Source organism: Simplicispira sp. GW247-4R2A (assembly GCF_059424465.1).
In genome coordinates, this window is record NZ_JBWKZM010000012.1 from 36,141 (window position 1) to 51,307 (window position 15,167).

Annotated in this window: 14 protein-coding genes; 6 read left to right on the forward strand and 8 right to left on the reverse strand. The window is 65.7% G+C overall.

Annotated elements, in window-relative coordinates:
* The first annotated feature begins 31 nt into the window (after positions 1-31).
* The 3 genes from AC07ZH_RS09895 to AC07ZH_RS09905 all read left to right on the forward strand — a co-directional run bounded on the left by AC07ZH_RS09895 (position 32) and on the right by AC07ZH_RS09905 (position 4,022).
* Entirely contained in the window at positions 32-1,552 is a 1,521-nt protein-coding gene (locus tag AC07ZH_RS09895) for a DNA recombination protein RmuC (RefSeq protein WP_495199581.1), read from the forward strand.
* Positions 1,553-1,704: 152 nt separating this feature from the next.
* Positions 1,705-3,042, forward strand: coding sequence for a surface lipoprotein assembly modifier (locus AC07ZH_RS09900; RefSeq protein WP_495199582.1), 1,338 nt, complete (start codon positions 1,705-1,707; stop codon positions 3,040-3,042).
* A gap of 35 nt (positions 3,043-3,077) precedes the next feature.
* The gene (locus AC07ZH_RS09905; protein ID WP_495199583.1) at positions 3,078-4,022 is read left to right on the forward strand and encodes a FecR family protein; all 945 of its coding nucleotides are present in this window, start codon (positions 3,078-3,080) and stop codon (positions 4,020-4,022) included.
* Positions 4,023-4,046: 24 nt separating this feature from the next.
* Here the strand turns inward: AC07ZH_RS09905 and AC07ZH_RS09910 are convergent, their stop codons facing one another.
* The gene (locus tag AC07ZH_RS09910) at positions 4,047-4,910 is read right to left on the reverse strand and encodes an LOG family protein (protein ID WP_495199584.1); all 864 of its coding nucleotides are present in this window, start codon (positions 4,908-4,910) and stop codon (positions 4,047-4,049) included.
* 138 nt (positions 4,911-5,048) lie between these two features.
* Between AC07ZH_RS09910 and AC07ZH_RS09915 the strand changes: the two genes are divergently transcribed.
* Positions 5,049-6,209 (forward strand): cytochrome P450, encoded by a 1,161-nt coding sequence (locus AC07ZH_RS09915; protein ID WP_495199585.1) that lies wholly within the window; start codon positions 5,049-5,051, stop codon positions 6,207-6,209.
* On the opposite strand, the gene crcB is transcribed toward AC07ZH_RS09915, so the two are convergent.
* The 4 genes from crcB to AC07ZH_RS09935 are packed head-to-tail and all read right to left on the reverse strand — an operon-like array spanning position 6,206 to position 9,441.
* A complete protein-coding gene (gene crcB / locus AC07ZH_RS09920) occupies positions 6,206-6,583 on the reverse strand; it encodes a fluoride efflux transporter CrcB (protein ID WP_495199586.1) in 378 nt (125 codons plus the stop codon). The genes AC07ZH_RS09915 and crcB overlap by 4 nt on opposite strands.
* A gap of 31 nt (positions 6,584-6,614) precedes the next feature.
* Positions 6,615-7,919: a TRAP transporter large permease gene (locus tag AC07ZH_RS09925; protein ID WP_495199587.1), complete on the reverse strand. Its 1,305-nt coding sequence runs from the start codon at positions 7,917-7,919 to the stop codon at positions 6,615-6,617.
* 13 nt (positions 7,920-7,932) lie between these two features.
* Positions 7,933-8,442, reverse strand: coding sequence for a TRAP transporter small permease (locus tag AC07ZH_RS09930; RefSeq protein WP_119108250.1), 510 nt, complete (start codon positions 8,440-8,442; stop codon positions 7,933-7,935).
* A 15-nt stretch (positions 8,443-8,457) separates the two neighbouring features.
* Positions 8,458-9,441, reverse strand: a complete 984-nt coding sequence (locus AC07ZH_RS09935) for a TRAP transporter substrate-binding protein (protein WP_119108249.1) — start codon at positions 9,439-9,441, stop codon at positions 8,458-8,460.
* A gap of 174 nt (positions 9,442-9,615) precedes the next feature.
* Between AC07ZH_RS09935 and AC07ZH_RS09940 the strand changes: the two genes are divergently transcribed.
* Positions 9,616-10,146: a winged helix DNA-binding protein gene (locus AC07ZH_RS09940; RefSeq protein ID WP_119108248.1), complete on the forward strand. Its 531-nt coding sequence runs from the start codon at positions 9,616-9,618 to the stop codon at positions 10,144-10,146.
* A 70-nt stretch (positions 10,147-10,216) separates the two neighbouring features.
* Positions 10,217-13,930: a hydantoinase B/oxoprolinase family protein gene (locus AC07ZH_RS09945; protein ID WP_495199588.1), complete on the forward strand. Its 3,714-nt coding sequence runs from the start codon at positions 10,217-10,219 to the stop codon at positions 13,928-13,930.
* Positions 13,931-13,980: 50 nt separating this feature from the next.
* Here the strand turns inward: AC07ZH_RS09945 and AC07ZH_RS09950 are convergent, their stop codons facing one another.
* From AC07ZH_RS09950 to AC07ZH_RS09960, 3 genes are read right to left on the reverse strand one after another with little or no spacing between them, the layout of a single operon-like run.
* Positions 13,981-14,379, reverse strand: coding sequence for a monovalent cation/H(+) antiporter subunit G (locus tag AC07ZH_RS09950; RefSeq protein ID WP_495199589.1), 399 nt, complete (start codon positions 14,377-14,379; stop codon positions 13,981-13,983).
* Positions 14,376-14,654 carry a K+/H+ antiporter subunit F gene (locus AC07ZH_RS09955; RefSeq protein ID WP_495199590.1) on the reverse strand — a complete coding sequence of 93 codons (279 nt, stop codon included), beginning with the start codon at positions 14,652-14,654 and terminating at the stop codon, positions 14,376-14,378. The genes AC07ZH_RS09950 and AC07ZH_RS09955 overlap by 4 nt, the downstream gene beginning before the upstream one ends.
* On the reverse strand, positions 14,651-15,166 hold the full coding sequence (locus AC07ZH_RS09960) for a Na+/H+ antiporter subunit E (protein WP_495199638.1): 516 nt from the start codon (positions 15,164-15,166) through the stop codon (positions 14,651-14,653). Before AC07ZH_RS09960 ends, AC07ZH_RS09955 begins: the two co-directional genes overlap by 4 nt.
* Between the last annotated feature and the right edge of the window lies 1 nt (position 15,167).

Here is a 15,167-nt window from a genome sequence, read left to right on the forward strand (position 1 = left end):
GCTAGCAGCTATAAAAAGAGAAGTAATTACCGTGCGCTTTGACTTCACTACCGCGCTCGCTGCAGCCCTGCTGGCGCTGGCCGCTCTGTGCCTGGGCTGGCTCTGGGGCGCTGCACGGGCACGCCGCGCGGCGGCGCTGCTGCACGAGCAGATCGCAGCGCAAGCGCGCAGCCAGGCGCAGATAGAAATTCAGGGCACGGCCAGTGCGCAGATCGCCACCGCGCAAGAGCGCGTGCGCGGGCTGGAAGCCGAGCGTGCCAACCTGCTGTCCGAACTGCAGCAATCGCGCCTGCAGGCCGACGGCTGGCGCGAAGCGCTGGACGCTGCCCGCGACGAACGCGCGCAGCTGGCCGAGCGCGCCGCGCGTGTGCCCACCTTGGAAGCCCAGGCGCAGGAGCAGGCAGGGCACACCCAGGCTGCACGGCAGCAGGTGTCAGCGCTGCAGAGCCAGTTGGCCGTCCAGGCCGCGCAACTGGAGGCACAGCGCCTGGCATCTGAAGAAAAACTGCAGCTCTTGAGCGAGGCGCGCGAAGCGCTCACCCACCAGTTCAAAAGCCTGGCCAACGACATCCTGGAAGAAAAAGGCAAGCGCTTTGCCGAGCAGAACCAGCAGAGCCTGGGCCAGTTGCTCGACCCGCTGCGCACGCGGCTGCAGGAGTTCCAGGGCAAGGTGGAGCTGTTCTACGACACCGAAGGCAAGCAGCGCTCGGCGCTCGCCCAGCAGGTGCACCAGCTCATGGGCCTGAACCAGGCACTGAGCGAGGACGCAAAAAATCTCACGCATGCCCTCAAAGGGTCGACCAAGGCCCAGGGCAACTGGGGCGAGCTGATCCTCGAACGCGTGCTCGAACTCGCCGGCCTGCGCCCGGGCATCGAATACGACGTCCAGGAAAACCACTTGCGCGACGACGGTACGCGGGCCCAGCCCGACGTGGTCATCCACCTGCCGGAAGACCGCCACCTGGTGGTCGATGCCAAGGTGTCGCTCATTGCCTACGAGGAGTTCGCCAATGCCGAGGGCGACCTGCAGCGCGCCGCCGCACAGCGCCGCCACATGGAATCGGTGCGCCAGCACATCAAGGGCCTGGCCGAGCGCAATTACCAGCAATTGCACGGGCTGCAGTCGCTCGACTTCGTGCTGATGTTCGTGCCCATCGAGCCCGCCTTCATGCTCGCCGTGACCGGCGACAGCCAGCTCTACAGTGACGCCTGGAACAAGAACGTGCTGCTGGTCAGCCCCTCTACCTTGCTATTCGTCGTGCGCACCGTGGCCCACCTGTGGCGCCAGGAGGCGCAAAGCCGCAACGCCCAGGAAATCGCCAAGCGCGGCGCCGAGCTCTACGACCGGCTGGCCGGGTTCGTGGACGACCTGGACAAGGTGGGCAAAAACCTCAGCCAGGCCCAGGACGCCTACACCAAGGCCTACAACAAGCTGAGCCAAAACAAGGGCAACGTCATCCGACAGGCGGAGATGCTGCGAGAGCTGGGGGTCAAGCCCACCAAAGCGCTGCCGCCAGCACTGGTGGAGCGCGCGCGGGACGAGTCCGAATAGCGGTTCGCGGCGCGCGCGTGCGTGCGCGTGCTGAGGAATCTGTGCGTTCCCGGCAGTGATTTTCATCACGAAGTAGCGTTTTCGTGCTGCCAATCCACTCAGGTGCAGGCAACGGGAGTAGATTGGGCGCCAAACAGAGCAGGAGGGTTGACATGCCAGTCGATTCGTTCGATCGGAGCCCCTGGATTGCCGTGTGGTGCGTGTGTCTGGCGGCGTGTGGCAGTGGAGGGGCGCGGGCGGGTGACTTGCCCGTCGTGACACCAGAGGGCGCGCAAACGGTATCCGCTGAGGACTTTCCGCGGCTCGCTGCAGAGGAGCCGCAACGCGCTGGGGATCCCGCGTTTGACGCTGCCCTCGGCCGTGCCGCCTATGCTGCGGCGCAGTACCCGCGCGCCGTTCTGGCCTGGGAGCGTGTGGTGGCCTTGCAGCCAGACAATATGATCGCCCAGCTGGAGTTGGGCCGCGCGCTGTTTGCCGTAGGCGACAAGCGCACGGCGCTGGCCCTCTCCAAGGCTGTGCGCGAGCAAGGTATTCCGGTCGATGCAGCGCTGGATATTGACCAGTTTCTGGTCTCCTACGACCGTGCCGACTACCGAGGCGCCTCCAGCATCAAGGGCTACGCCGAGCTCGCGGTGGGCCACGATTCGAATGCGAATGCGGGGCCGGATGCGAGCGCCCTGCTGGCGTCCCCGTTGGCTGGGGTACCCGCGTGGGTCCTCGCTCCCGGGGCGCAGGCGACCTCCGCCAGTTTTGGCTCGGCGCTGCTGGCGGTGCGTGGGCGCCGTGTGCTGGATGCCGGCTGGTCGTTGGTGGGGGCGGCCTCAGCCAGCACCCGGAACCACACACAAGCCGCACGTGCCTATGACAACAGCCAGCTCGATGCCAATGCCGGTGTGGCATGGCGCCGGGAGCGCAACGAAGTCATTCTTTCGGGTGTGTATGGCTCGCAACTGCTCGATGGCGCGCGCCTGCGCAGCATGGGCGGTGTGCAGGGCGAGTGGATCTACCGGGTCGATGGCTTTCGCCAATGGGGCAGCTTTGTGCAATGGCTGGATGTGCGCTACCCCCACCAGTCCATCCGAAGTGTGCAGCGTTCGATTGCCGGCGTTTCGTATTCCCAGGTGTTTCGCAATGGAGCACTGGCCTATGGCAGCGTGTATGGAGGGCGGGAATCTCCAGATGCGTCTGGGGCCGCGGATCTTGGACAGCATCTGACGGGCTGGCAGCTGGGGGGGCAGGTGCCGCTGACGCACAGCCTGGCGCTGTTTGCCGCACTGAGTGGGGAGAGGCGCCATTACGGCGCCAGCGACCCGTTCTTTGCGGTGCGACGGCACGACCAGCAAGCGAGCGTGTCGCTCGGTGTGTCCTGGGTGCCGGCGCAGGACTGGCGCATTACCCCGCAATGGACGCTGGTGAAAAACGACTCCAGCATTCCGGTCACCCAGTACGAGCGGCGGGTCTTTTCCATCACGGTACGGCGTGATTTCTGAAGTGCGCCGGTGCGCCAGCCAGACGGAGACATGTCATGAAAGCTGAACATTGCATTGCGCGCCTGTGCCTGGTGCTGGTCGTTGCCGCAGGGCTTCCCTTGTCGGCGCTGGCGGCCGCTGGCCGGGTGCAGTTTGCTGCGGGCGACGTCCAGATGCGCCGAGGCGCTGCACTGGCCGCCTTGGCGAGTGGTGCGTCGCTCGACAATGGGGATACCGTCTTGACCGGAGCCACGGGCCGTGCCCAGCTTCGGTTTACCGACGGTGGCCTCGTGTCCCTGTACCCCGATTCCGAATTCACCGTGACGCGGTACGTGGACAACGGCGACCCAGCGCAGGACAGCTTTGCCGTCAGCTTTCTGCGGGGCAGCATGCGCGCGATCACGGGGCTGATTGGCAAGCGCAACCCGGCCAATTACAAACTCACCACGCCGACCGCAGTGGTGGGCATTCGGGGTTCTGCCTACCGGGCCTTCTTCAACCCTCAAGGGCAGCTTGAAGTCGGAGGCGAGCAAGATGAGATTGAGGTCTGCACCCACGCTGGCTGCGTCGGCTTGAAGGTCGGTGAGTCGGTTCTGGTGCTGTCCAGCGACCGGCTTGCGGTCTATACCCATACGCAGGCCTTGCTTCCCCTGCCCACGCCTGCGTGGCCGTTTGCCGCAGGCGAGCAGGTGCGCAGCGATGGCAGCAATGCGGCAGTGTTCCTTGCGCCTGTGCCGGTGGTTCCGACAACGCCTACTCCGCCTGGCAATGGAGGTACCACGCCCGGCGGGACGACGCCTGGAGGTACAACGCCCGGTGGGACGACACCTGGCGGGACAACGCCGGGAGGCACCACACCTGGTGGGACGGTGCCTGGCGGGGGCACCAGGCCCGGAGGCAATGGGGCAGGCGGTGTGGCGAGGCCACCTGTCATCAGAATCCCTCCGGTGCTGCTGTCTCCCCCGATCCTGTTTCGGCCTCCGATTCCAATCATTCCTTGAAGCGGCTGCGTTGCCGCTTGATTCTCAGAGCTGGTAAAAGGCTTGGATTCGGCTCCACGCGTCGTGGGGGTCGTCGGTGAGGTGAAACAGGTCGAGGTCGGCCTCGGTGATGGTGCCGACCTCCACCAGCGCCTCGAAATCCAGAAACCGGTTCCAAAATTCCGTGCCGAACAGCACGATGGGTACCGGCTTGGCCTTGCCCGTTTGCACCAGGGTCAGCACCTCGAACAGCTCATCCATGGTGCCAAAACCGCCGGGGAAGGCGACCAGTGCCTTGGCGCGCATCATGAAGTGCATCTTGCGCAGCGCAAAGTAGTGGAATTGGTAGCTCAGCGTCGGGGTAATGAAACGGTTGCCACCCTGCTCGTGGGGCAGCGCAATGTTCAGGCCGATGGTGAGCGCACCGGCCTCATGGGCGCCCCGGTTGGCCGCTTCCATGATGCCGGGGCCGCCGCCGGTGCAGATGTAGAGGCGATTGGCCAGCTCCTGCGCGTTGCTGTGCCGGGCGACGAGTCCGGCAAACTCGCGCGCCAGTTCGTAGTAGCGCGCATTGCGCACCGCGCGCTCGGCCAGCGCAAGGGCTGCGGCGTCACCCTGGGCCTTGGCGGTAGCGAGCAATGCAGCGGCTTCGTCGGCGGCGACAAAACGTGCGCTGCCATAGACCACCACCGTGTTTTCAATGCCTTGTGCGGTTTGGCCCAGGTCGGGCTTGAGCATTTCGAGCTGGAAGCGAATGCCGCGCGTTTCGCGGCGCAACAGAAACTCGGGGTCGGTAAAGGCGAGGCGGTTCGAGTGTGGTTCCAGCGCCGCCACGTCGCTCGGGTCAGGTTGCAGCTCGGCCAGGGCGTCGGCAAGGCGGCGTTGGTTGAGGTGGGTAGTGGCGTCCATTATTTTTTTGGGAAAACGATGTTTGGGCATAGCTGACAACCGCGGCGAGCTATGAAACGGATAGTGATTTTGCCTGCTTCAGCCCGTGCGTGAGATGGGTCAATCCGAGAGCCTTGGCAATTGCTCGAAAATGCTGCCATGACCAGCCCTGTTGAACCCGATTGGGATCCGCGTGCCGCAGAGGTGCAGCGCGATCCCCAGGCCGCCACCGATGCCTTGCGTGAGCATTGCCCTGTGGCGTATAGCAATTTGCTGCACTGGTCGCTGTTGCGACATGCCGATGTGCTGCGTGTGCTGCACGACCCGGCAACCTTCAGCAGCGTGGTGTCCCAGCATGTCGCGGTGCCCAATGGCATGGACCCGCCGCAGCACACCGCGTACCGGCGCGCGATCGAGCCCTATTTTTCACCTGAGCGCGTCGCCGCTTTTGAGCCGCAATGCCGAGCGATCGCTCGTGGCTTGGTGGGCGCCTTGCCTCAGGGCGTCGAGGTCGAATGCATCGCGCAGCTCGCGCTGCCCTTTGCGGTGCAGGTGCAGTGCGCCTTTCTGGGCTGGACCGAGGAAGACTACGCCGCATTGTCCGATTGGACGCATGCCAACCATGCCGCTACGCTGGCACAGGAGCGCAGTTTGCTGGCCGACCTGGCGATTCAGTTCCAGTCCATCGTCACGCGCCAACTGGCACGGCGCCGCGCGCCTGGCGCTGATGTAAACGACATCACGGCTTCCCTGATGCGTGAGCAGGTCAATGGCGTGCCTCTGACGGATGCGGAGATCGCCAGCATCCTGCGCAACTGGACGGTGGGCGAGATCGGCTCGATTGCCGCCTCGGTCGGCATCCTGTGCGACTGGCTGGCGCAGCATGCGCCGGTGCAGTCGCAGTTGCGTGGGCGGCCCGAGACCATCCCCTCGGCGGTGGAGGAAATCCTGCGCCTGCGCGGCCCGCTGGCCACCAATCGGCGTGTCGCTACGTGCCCGGTGGACATCGGGGGGCGCCATTTGCCAGCGGGCACACGTGTCACGCTGCACTGGACGGCGGCGAACCGCGACCCGCAGGCGTTTGAAGACGCGCTGGAGTACCGCCCTGAGCGCTCGCAAGAGGCGAATCTGCTGTGGGGCGCGGGCATCCACGTCTGCCCGGGTGCGCCCCTGGCACGGATGGAGTTGCGCGTGCTGCTGGAAGAGCTGCTCGCGCTTGGCGTGGTGCTAGCGCCCGTGCCGGGTCAAGTGCCGGAGCCTGCCGTGCACCCGGCCAGCGGCTGGGCGTGTGTGCCACTGCGGCTGGCCAAACCCGTCTAACCGCGCAGTGCCAGCGCCACCGTCTGCAAGCCCAGCCAAGTCAGCAGCAGCGAACCGCCCAGGTGCAGCAGCACGCTGGTGAAGGCAAGCAGCAGGCGCTGCTGCTGCAGCAGTTCGACGATTTCCACCGAAAAACTCGAAAACGTGGTGAGCGCGCCCAGAAAACCGGTGATGAGCGCCAACCGCCAGGTCGGGTCGAGCTGGGGCATGATCTGGAAGGCTCCCACAGCCAGCCCGATGACGTAGCCACCAATGAGGTTGGCCGCCAACGTGCCCCAGGGCAGCAGGCCACCGGGGCTCAGCCACAGGCCCAGGCGCCAGCGGGCCAGGGCGCCCAGGCTGGCGCCAGCGCAAATGGAGAAGACGTTCAGCATGGGGCGCAATGGTAGCGCGCGCTGCGGCCTGTCAATGTCCGCTCATCTGCTGGGGCAGCCAGGTGACGATGCCGGGGAACACGTAAATCAGCGCCACCGCCACGCACATCAGCAAAAACATGGGCAGCGTCACACGGGCGATCCAGGGAAGCTGGCGCCCGGTCATGCCTTGCAGCACAAACAGATTGAAACCCACGGGTGGTGTGATCTGCGCCATTTCGACCACCAGCACCACGAACACGCCAAACCACAGCGGGTCAATGTGCGCTGCCTGGACCGTGGGCATCAGCACACCCATGGTCAGCACCACCATGGAGATGCCGTCGAGAAAGCAGCCCAGCACAATGTAAAACAACGCCAGCGCTGCGACGAGCTGTGCCTGGTTCAAGCCCAGCGAGGCAATCCATTCGGCCAGGTGGCGCGGCAGGCCGATGTAGCCCATGGACAGCGTGAGGAAGGCCGCACCCGCGAGGATCAGCCCAATCATGCAGTACAGGCGCGTGGCGCCCATCAGTGCGTCCTGGAAGGTCTGCCAGCTCATGGAGCCCTGCAGCGACGAGAGGATGAGCGCTCCGGTCACGCCCACGGCCGCCGCTTCCGTGGCGGTGGCAAAGCCGGTGTAGATGCTGCCCAGCACCGCGGCAATCAGCAGCACCACCGGAATCAGGCTGCGCGACGCCGACAGCTTTTGCATAAGCGACAGGCGCTCGTCCGCTTGGGGAATCTGGTCCGGGTGGCGCAGCGCCCACAGAGCGATGTAGCCCGAAAACAGCGTCGCCAGCAGGATGCCCGGGAGTACCCCGGCAATGAAGAGCTGCGAGATCGACACGTCCGCCGCCACGCCGTAGACGATCATGATGATGGAGGGCGGAATGAGCAGCCCCAGGGTGCTGGCCCCGGCCAGCGTGCCGATCACCATGTGCTCGGGGTAGCCGCGGCGGGTGAGTTCCGGTAGCGTCATCTTGCCAATCGTCGCGCAGGTGGCCGCACTTGACCCCGACACGGCGGCGAAGATGGTGCAGCCGATCACGTTGGTGTGCAGAAGCCGCCCCGGCAACGCCTGCACCCAGGGCGCCAGGCCCTTGAACATGTCCTGCGAGAGCCGGGTACGAAACAGAATTTCGCCCATCCAGATGAACAGTGGCAGCGCGGTCAGCGTCCAGCTTGACGACGAACCCCAGATGGTGACCGCCATGGCGTCACCCGCGGGACGGGACGAAAACAGCTGCATGCCGATCCAGGCCACGCCCGAGAGCGTGAGCCCGATCCACACCCCGCTGCCCAGGATGAGGAACAGCGTGGCGATCAGCAGACCGGTGATGGCAATGTCGCTCATGGTGTCGCGGGGCCTATTCGTTGCGCAGCGCTTCGCTGCTTTGCGCCGGCACGCGCCGGCCCAGGATTTCGAGCACCAGTTCATCGACAAAGGCGATGGCCAGCACCACCGTGCCCAGCGCCATGGCAATTTGCGGCAGCCACAGGGGCGTGGCATCGTTGCCGGTGGAGATGTCGTTGAACACGTGCGATTGCCAGGCGAGCTTGCAGCTGTAGAAGGCGAACAGCAGCGCCAGCAGCGTGGCGGCGCCAAGCGCCCACAGCTCGGCGCCTTTTTTCCAGCGGCCCTGCAGCAGGTTGAGCACCAGCGTGACGCGAATGTGCTCGCCGCGCTTCAAGGTGTGTGCCAGTGCCAGAAACCCCGCCGCCGCCATCAGGTAGCCGGCGTAGGCGTCCAGCCCCTGCACCATGAAATGCAGCTGCCGGCTGGCAATGGAAAGCAGCACGCATGCCAGGAGCACGACCATGCACAGGGCTGCCAGCGCCGCAGCGCCGGTGTAGAGGCCATCGAGCAAGCGGCGCATAGGGAGTGCGCGGGCTTACTTGCGGTAGGCGTCGATCAGCGCCTTGCCGTCGGGGCCGGCCTTGTCCAGCCATTCCTTGAGCATGGTCTCGCCCACCTTGGCCATGTCGGCCTTGAGTTGCGGCGAGGGCGGCAGCACCTGCATGCCGTGCGCCTTGAGCGTGGCCAGCGTCTCGGTGTTGACCTTCTCGGCCGCTGCCCAGCCGCGTGTTTCGGCCTCCTTGCCGGCTTTCAGAAGGGCTTCCTGATTGCCTTTGCTCAGGCCGTCGAACGCCTTTTTGTTCACGATGACGGCATTTTTGGGCAACCAGGCCTGCAGGTCGTAGTAGTACTTGAGCTGCTCGTAGAGCTTGCTGTCCACGCCGGTGGCGCCCGACGTCATGGTCGCCTCGACCACGCCGGTGGCGAGGGCCTGCGAGAACTCGGCTGCCTGCACCGTCACGGGCTGGGCGCCGACCAGCTCGGCAATGCGTGCGGTGGCGGGGCTGTACGCGCGCCACTTGATGCCCTTCAAGTCGGCGGCGGATTCAATGGGTTTCTTGGTGTACAGGCCCTGGGGCGGCCAGGGGACCGAGTACAGCATCATCATGCCCTGCTCGGCAAATTTCTTGTCCAGCAGCGGTTTTTGCGCTTCGTAGAGCTTCCGGGCATCGGCAAAACTGGTGGCCAGGAAGGGCTGGCCATCGGCGCCGAAAATCTGCCATTCGTTCTGGAAGTTGGCAAAGATGATCTCACCGATCTGCGCCTGCCCGCCTTGTACCGCGCGCTTGATTTCCGGCGCCTTGAACAGCGAGGCGTTGGCGTGCAGCGTGATCTTGAACGCGCCGCCCGTGGCCTTGTCCACGTCGGCCGTGAACTGGGCCAGGTTCTGCGTGTGGAAGTTGCTGGCCGGGTAGGCGGCGGCCAGGTCCCAGGCGGTTTGTGCTGCTGCGGGGACACAGGCCAGGCCGCCGGCCAGCGCAAGGCCTAGCACGGCGGTGGAAAGGGTTCTACGCTTCATGGGACGCTCCACTGTGGTTGGGTTGAGGAAGTGCGGATGACTGTAGCCTTGCACGCCGTGCGAGCCGCTAGGTGTTTACGCTAAATGTCAACAAATTGTCGGCAAATCGGTGATCTGCTGCCTACAATCCGCTGCGCAGCCGCGTTCCATGCCGCTGCACAGCCGGAGTTCCGCATGAATGCAGCCAAGCGTCCCAAGTCCGAGTCGGGTCCCATCGTCTCGTCGGCGCATCTGGTCTCGACGCACAGTGCCGAGATGAGCGAATTCGAGTTTGGCCTCATCGTTGCCGGCAATGCGTTTCACCGCTGGGTGGTGCACTGCATGTCGGCGGCGGGTCTGAAGGAGCTGACACCGCTCGATGTGCTGGTGCTGCACCATGTCACGCACCGCGCACGCGACAAGCGCCTGGCGGACATCTGTTTCATCATGAACGTCGAGGACACGCACCTGGTCAATTACTCGCTCAAAAAGCTTCAGGGGCTGGCCGTCGTGGCGTCGCACAAGAGCGGCAAGGATGTGACCTACGCCGCCACCGAACAGGGCCGCGCCTACGTCAAGCGCTACCGTGAAATCCGCGAGAGCTGCCTGATCAATGCGCTCAATGCCGATGAGTCGCTCAACCGCGACATCGGCGAGCTGGCCCGGCTGCTGCGCGTGCTCTCGGGCATGTACGACCAGGCGGCGCGGGCCGCCGCGTCCTTGTGAAATTTCAAGCAAAAATGGCCTCTCGCGCAATACCCATAAGCGCTAGCAGCTACATATTCGAGAGCACCCCATGACCGAGCCCACTCCCAAGCAGCGCTGGCAGTTCTGGATTGACCGTGGCGGCACCTTTACCGATGTGGTGGGGCGCCGGCCCGATGGCAGCCTGGTTACGCACAAGCTGCTCTCGGAAAACCCCGAGCAGTACCCAGACGCTGCGGTGGCGGGCATCCGCCAGTTGCTGGGACTCGCCAGTGGCGTGCCGGTGACGCCCGAGCAGGTGGAGTGCGTGAAGATGGGCACCACGGTGGCCACCAACGCGCTGCTCGAACGCAAGGGCGAACCGACCCTGCTCATCACCACGCGGGGCTTTCGCGATGCGCTGCGCATTGCCTACCAGAACCGCCCGCGCCTGTTCGATCGCCACATCGTGCTGCCCGAGCTGCTCTACGAGCGCGTGGTCGAGGCGAGCGAGCGCATTGGTGCGCATGGCGATGTGGTAGCGCCGCTCGACGAAGCCAGTTTGCGCGAGCGCCTGTGGGCGGCATACGACGCCGGTCTGCGCAGCTGCGCCATCGTGTTCATGCACGGCTACCGCTACGCGCAGCATGAGCAAGCGGCCGCCCGCATCGCGCGCGAGCTGGGGTTTACGCAAATAAGTGCCTCGCACGAGGTCAGCCCGATGATGAAGTTCGTCGGCCGGGGCGACACCACGGTGGTGGACGCCTACCTCTCGCCCATCCTGCGCCGCTACGTGGCACAGGTGGCACGGCAGATGCCGGGCGTGCCGCTGTACTTCATGCAGTCGTCTGGCGGGCTGACCGATGCCAACGCTTTTCAGGGAAAGGATGCCATCCTCTCGGGCCCGGCGGGCGGCATCGTCGGCATGGCGCGCACGGCGGAAATCGCCGGGCACACGCGCGTCATCGGTTTCGACATGGGCGGCACCTCTACCGACGTGAGCCACTATGCCGGCAGCTTCGAGCGCGAATTTGAAACGCAAGTGGCTGGTGTGCGCATGCGCGCGCCGATGATGAGCATCCACACCGTTGCCGCGGGTGGCGGCTCGCTGCTCAGCTTCGACGGCGCACGCTTTCGTGTCGGCCCCGAGAGCGCCGGCGCCAACCCTGGCCCGGCGAGCTACCGACGCGGCGGTCCGCTGGCCGTGACCGACGCCAACGTCATGGTCGGCAAAATCCAGCCAGCGCACTTTCCGCAGGTGTTTGGCCCGGCGGCCAATGAGGCGCTGGATGCCGATGTGGTGGCGCAGAAGTTTGCCGCCTTGGGTTTGGGTACTGGCCGCGAGCCGGAAGACGTGGCGCACGGGTTCATCCAAATTGCCGTGCAGCAGATGGCCAACGCCATCAAGAAGATTTCCGTCGCCCGCGGCTACGACGTCACGCGCTACACGCTGCAGTGCTTTGGCGGCGCTGGCGGCCAGCACGCCTGCCTGGTGGCCGATGCGCTGGGCATGGAGCAGGTGCTGGTGCATCCACTGGCGGGTGTGCTTTCGGCCTACGGCATGGGCCTGGCCGACCAGAACGTGATCCGCGAGCAGGCGGTTGAGCGCCTGCTGGGTGCCGAGGTGCTGGTCGAGGTGGAGGCGCAGTTGGCGCAGCTCGGCGAAGCGGCACGCCAGGAGCTGGCCAGCCAGCAGGCGGTTGCCGCCGCTGAGGGTGCCGCTGGGTCGCGGCCCGCCAAGGTCCGTGTGCTCCGGCGTGTGCATTTGCGCTATGAGGGCAGCGACGCTGCGCTGGTCGTGCCGCATACCCCCGAGACTTCGGACGATGCAGCCGTGCGCGTGGATCTGCTGCGCAAGGCCTTTGAAACGGCCTACCGCCAGCGCTACGCTTTTGTCATGCAGGGCAAGCGCCTGGTGGTTGAGGCGGTGTCCGTCGAAGCAATCTTGCCCGGCGTTGCCCCCGCTGTGCCCGACCTGCCGTTGTACCCCGAGCGTGAGGTGCCGCGCCGCGCCACGGCGCGCATGTACACGGGCGGCGTCGATGGCGCCCCCGCCTGGCACGAGGCCGCACTGGTGGTGCGGGGTGACCTGCGCGCTGGCGACCGCCTGGCTGGCCCGGCCATCATTGCCGAGCAGAACGCGACAACCATCGTCGAGCCCGGCTGGGAGGCGCAGCTCACCGCGCAGGACAACCTGCTGCTGCAACGCCGCGTCCCGCGCGCCGCGCGCCATGCCGTCGGCACGCAGGTCGACCCGGTGCTGCTGGAGGTGTTCAACAACCTGTTCATGAACATTGCCGAGCAGATGGGGCTGCAACTGCAGAACACGGCCTATTCGGTGAACATCAAGGAGCGGCTTGATTTTTCGTGCGCGCTGTTCGACGCCCAGGGCCAGCTCATTGCCAACGCGCCGCACATGCCGGTGCACCTGGGCAGCATGGGCGAGAGCATCAAGACGGTCATTCGTGAAAACGCAGGCGCCATGCGGCCTGGCGACGTGTTTGTGCTGAACGACCCGTACCACGGCGGCACGCACCTGCCCGACATCACCGTCATCACACCGGTGTACCTGGACCAAAGCGGCCAACCGACGTTTTACGTGGGCAGCCGGGGCCACCATGCCGACGTGGGCGGCACCACGCCGGGCTCGATGCCGCCGTTTTCCACGCGCATCGAAGAAGAGGGTGTGCAGATCGACAATTTCAAACTCGTCGATGCGGGCGTGCTGCGCGAGGCGGAGATCCTCGCGCTGCTCGCCTCGGGTGGCTACCCGTCGCGCAACCCGCAGCAGAATCTTGCCGACCTGAAAGCCCAAATTGCCGCCAATGAAAAAGGCGTGCAGGAGCTGCGCCGCATGGCCGAGCAATTCGGATTGGGCGTGGTGCAGGCCTACATGGGCCACGTGCAGGACAACGCCGAGGAATCGGTGCGCCGCGCCATCACCCGCCTGGCGGTGCGCATGCAGGACGGCGCCTTCACCCTTCAGCTCGACAATGGCGCGCAGATCACCGTGTCGGTTTGTCTCGACGCCGCCTCGCGCAGCGCCGTGGTGGACTTCACCGGCACCTCGCCGCAGCAGACCAACAACTTCAACGCACCCACGGCGGTGTGCATGGCGGCGGTGCTGTTTGTGTTCCGCTGCCTGGTGGACGACGACATTCCGCTCAACGCCGGGTGCTTGAAGCCGATCAAGGTGGTGATTCCGCCCGGCTGCATGCTCAACCCGAATCCGCCGGCCTCGGTGGTCGCTGGCAATGTGGAGACCTCCACCTGCATCACCAACGCGCTGTTCGGCGCGCTGGGCGTCATGGCGTCGAGCCAGCCGACCATGAACAACTTCACCTTCGGCAGCGAGCGCCACCAGTACTACGAAACCATTGCCGGCGGCACCGGGGCAGGCGGTGAGTTTGACGATGCCGGTCGCCTGATCGGCGGCTTCCCGGGGACCAGCGTGGTGCAGGCGCAGATGACCAATTCACGCCTCACCGACCCTGAGGTGCTGGAGTTCCGCTTTCCGGTGCGGCTGGAGAGCTTTGCCATCCAGCGCGGCTCGGGCGGCGCCGGGCGCTGGCGCGGCGGCGATGGCGGCGTGCGGCGGGTGCGCTTTCTCGAACCCATGACCGCCAGCATCCTCTCCAACGGCCGCATCCACCCGGCCTTTGGCATGGCTGGCGGCAGCGCCGGCGCACCGGGCCGCAACCGCGTGCTGCGTGCGGATGGAACGGTAGCGCTGCTCGGCCACATCGGGCAGGCGCAGATGCAGGCAGGCGATGTGTTTGAAGTCACCACGCCGGGCGGTGGCGGCTTCGGAGAATCAGAAAAATAGAGGAAAAATGGCCTCTAGCGCTTATCCAGTAAGCGCTTGCAGCTATGAATCTAGGAGTTCTTTTGCCCGGATGCAGGGCGAACTGCAGCCGCAGCCTTGCTGCCCTCGCCGCTGCCCGAGAGCGGTGGCGGTACGTCCTGGCCAGCCAGCCGGGCGCGAAACAGCCCGGTGCGCATGAGGAAAATGTTGGTCACCGGCACCGTGACCGCCAGGAACACGGCGATCAGCAGGCCGTTTGCCGCCACGGCGCGGCTTTGCAGCGAGAAGTACAGCACCGTGCCGGCCACCACGCACCAGCAGCCCAGCGTGGCGATAACGGCCGGCGCATGGACGCGCTCGAAAAACGTGCGCAAGCGCATCAGGTTGAACGAGCCAATCAGCGCAATCAGCGCGCCAGCCAGCACCAAGACCGAGACCAGGATGTCCGCCCACAACGGCAGCGGCGTCATTCAATCACCTCGCCGCGCAGCAGGAACTTGGCCATGGCCATGGAGCTGACAAAGCCGAGCAGGGCAATCAGCAGCGCCGCCTCGAAGTAGTTGCTGCTGCCTTGGTGGATGCCGAGCACCAGCATCAGCAGCATGGCGTTGAGTGCCAGGCAGTCGAGCGCCAGCACCCGGTCCTGGGCCGTCGGGCCGCGCAGCACGGGCACCAGCGAGCAGGCCATGGCCAGCGCCAGAATGAAGAGCGCAGCAGGCAGGGCATAGGACAGCACCGGGTTCATTCGAAAATCTCCATCAGCGGGCGCTCGTAGCGCGCTTTCACCAGGGCGACGAACTGGGCTTCATCGCCCAGCTCCAGTACGTGCAGCAGCAGCATGCTGTGGTCGCTTGAGAGTTCTGCCCAGGCCGTGCCGGGCGTCAGGCAGACGATCACCGCCAGCACGGCAAGCGCGTTCGGGTCGCGCAACTCCAGTGGCACGTGGGCGAAGCCGGCAGGGTGGCGGCGCAGGCTGGGTGCAAGGAACACGCGCAGCGCGTCCAGGTTCGACGCGATGGCGTCCGCCGCGACACGCAGTGCCAGCCGCGCAATGGCGGCCGGGTGGCGCACGCGCACGGGCAGCGGCCGCAGCCCGCGCGTGAGCAGCGGAATCGCGATGCCCAGCACCAGGCCCATCAGCGCCTGGCCCGCGTCGAAGCTGCGGCCCAGGGCCATCCACAGCCCCCACAGGGCCAGCGACAGCAAGGGCGCCGGCAAGAGTGCCCGCAATAGGGTTGGCAATGAGGTTGGCAACAGG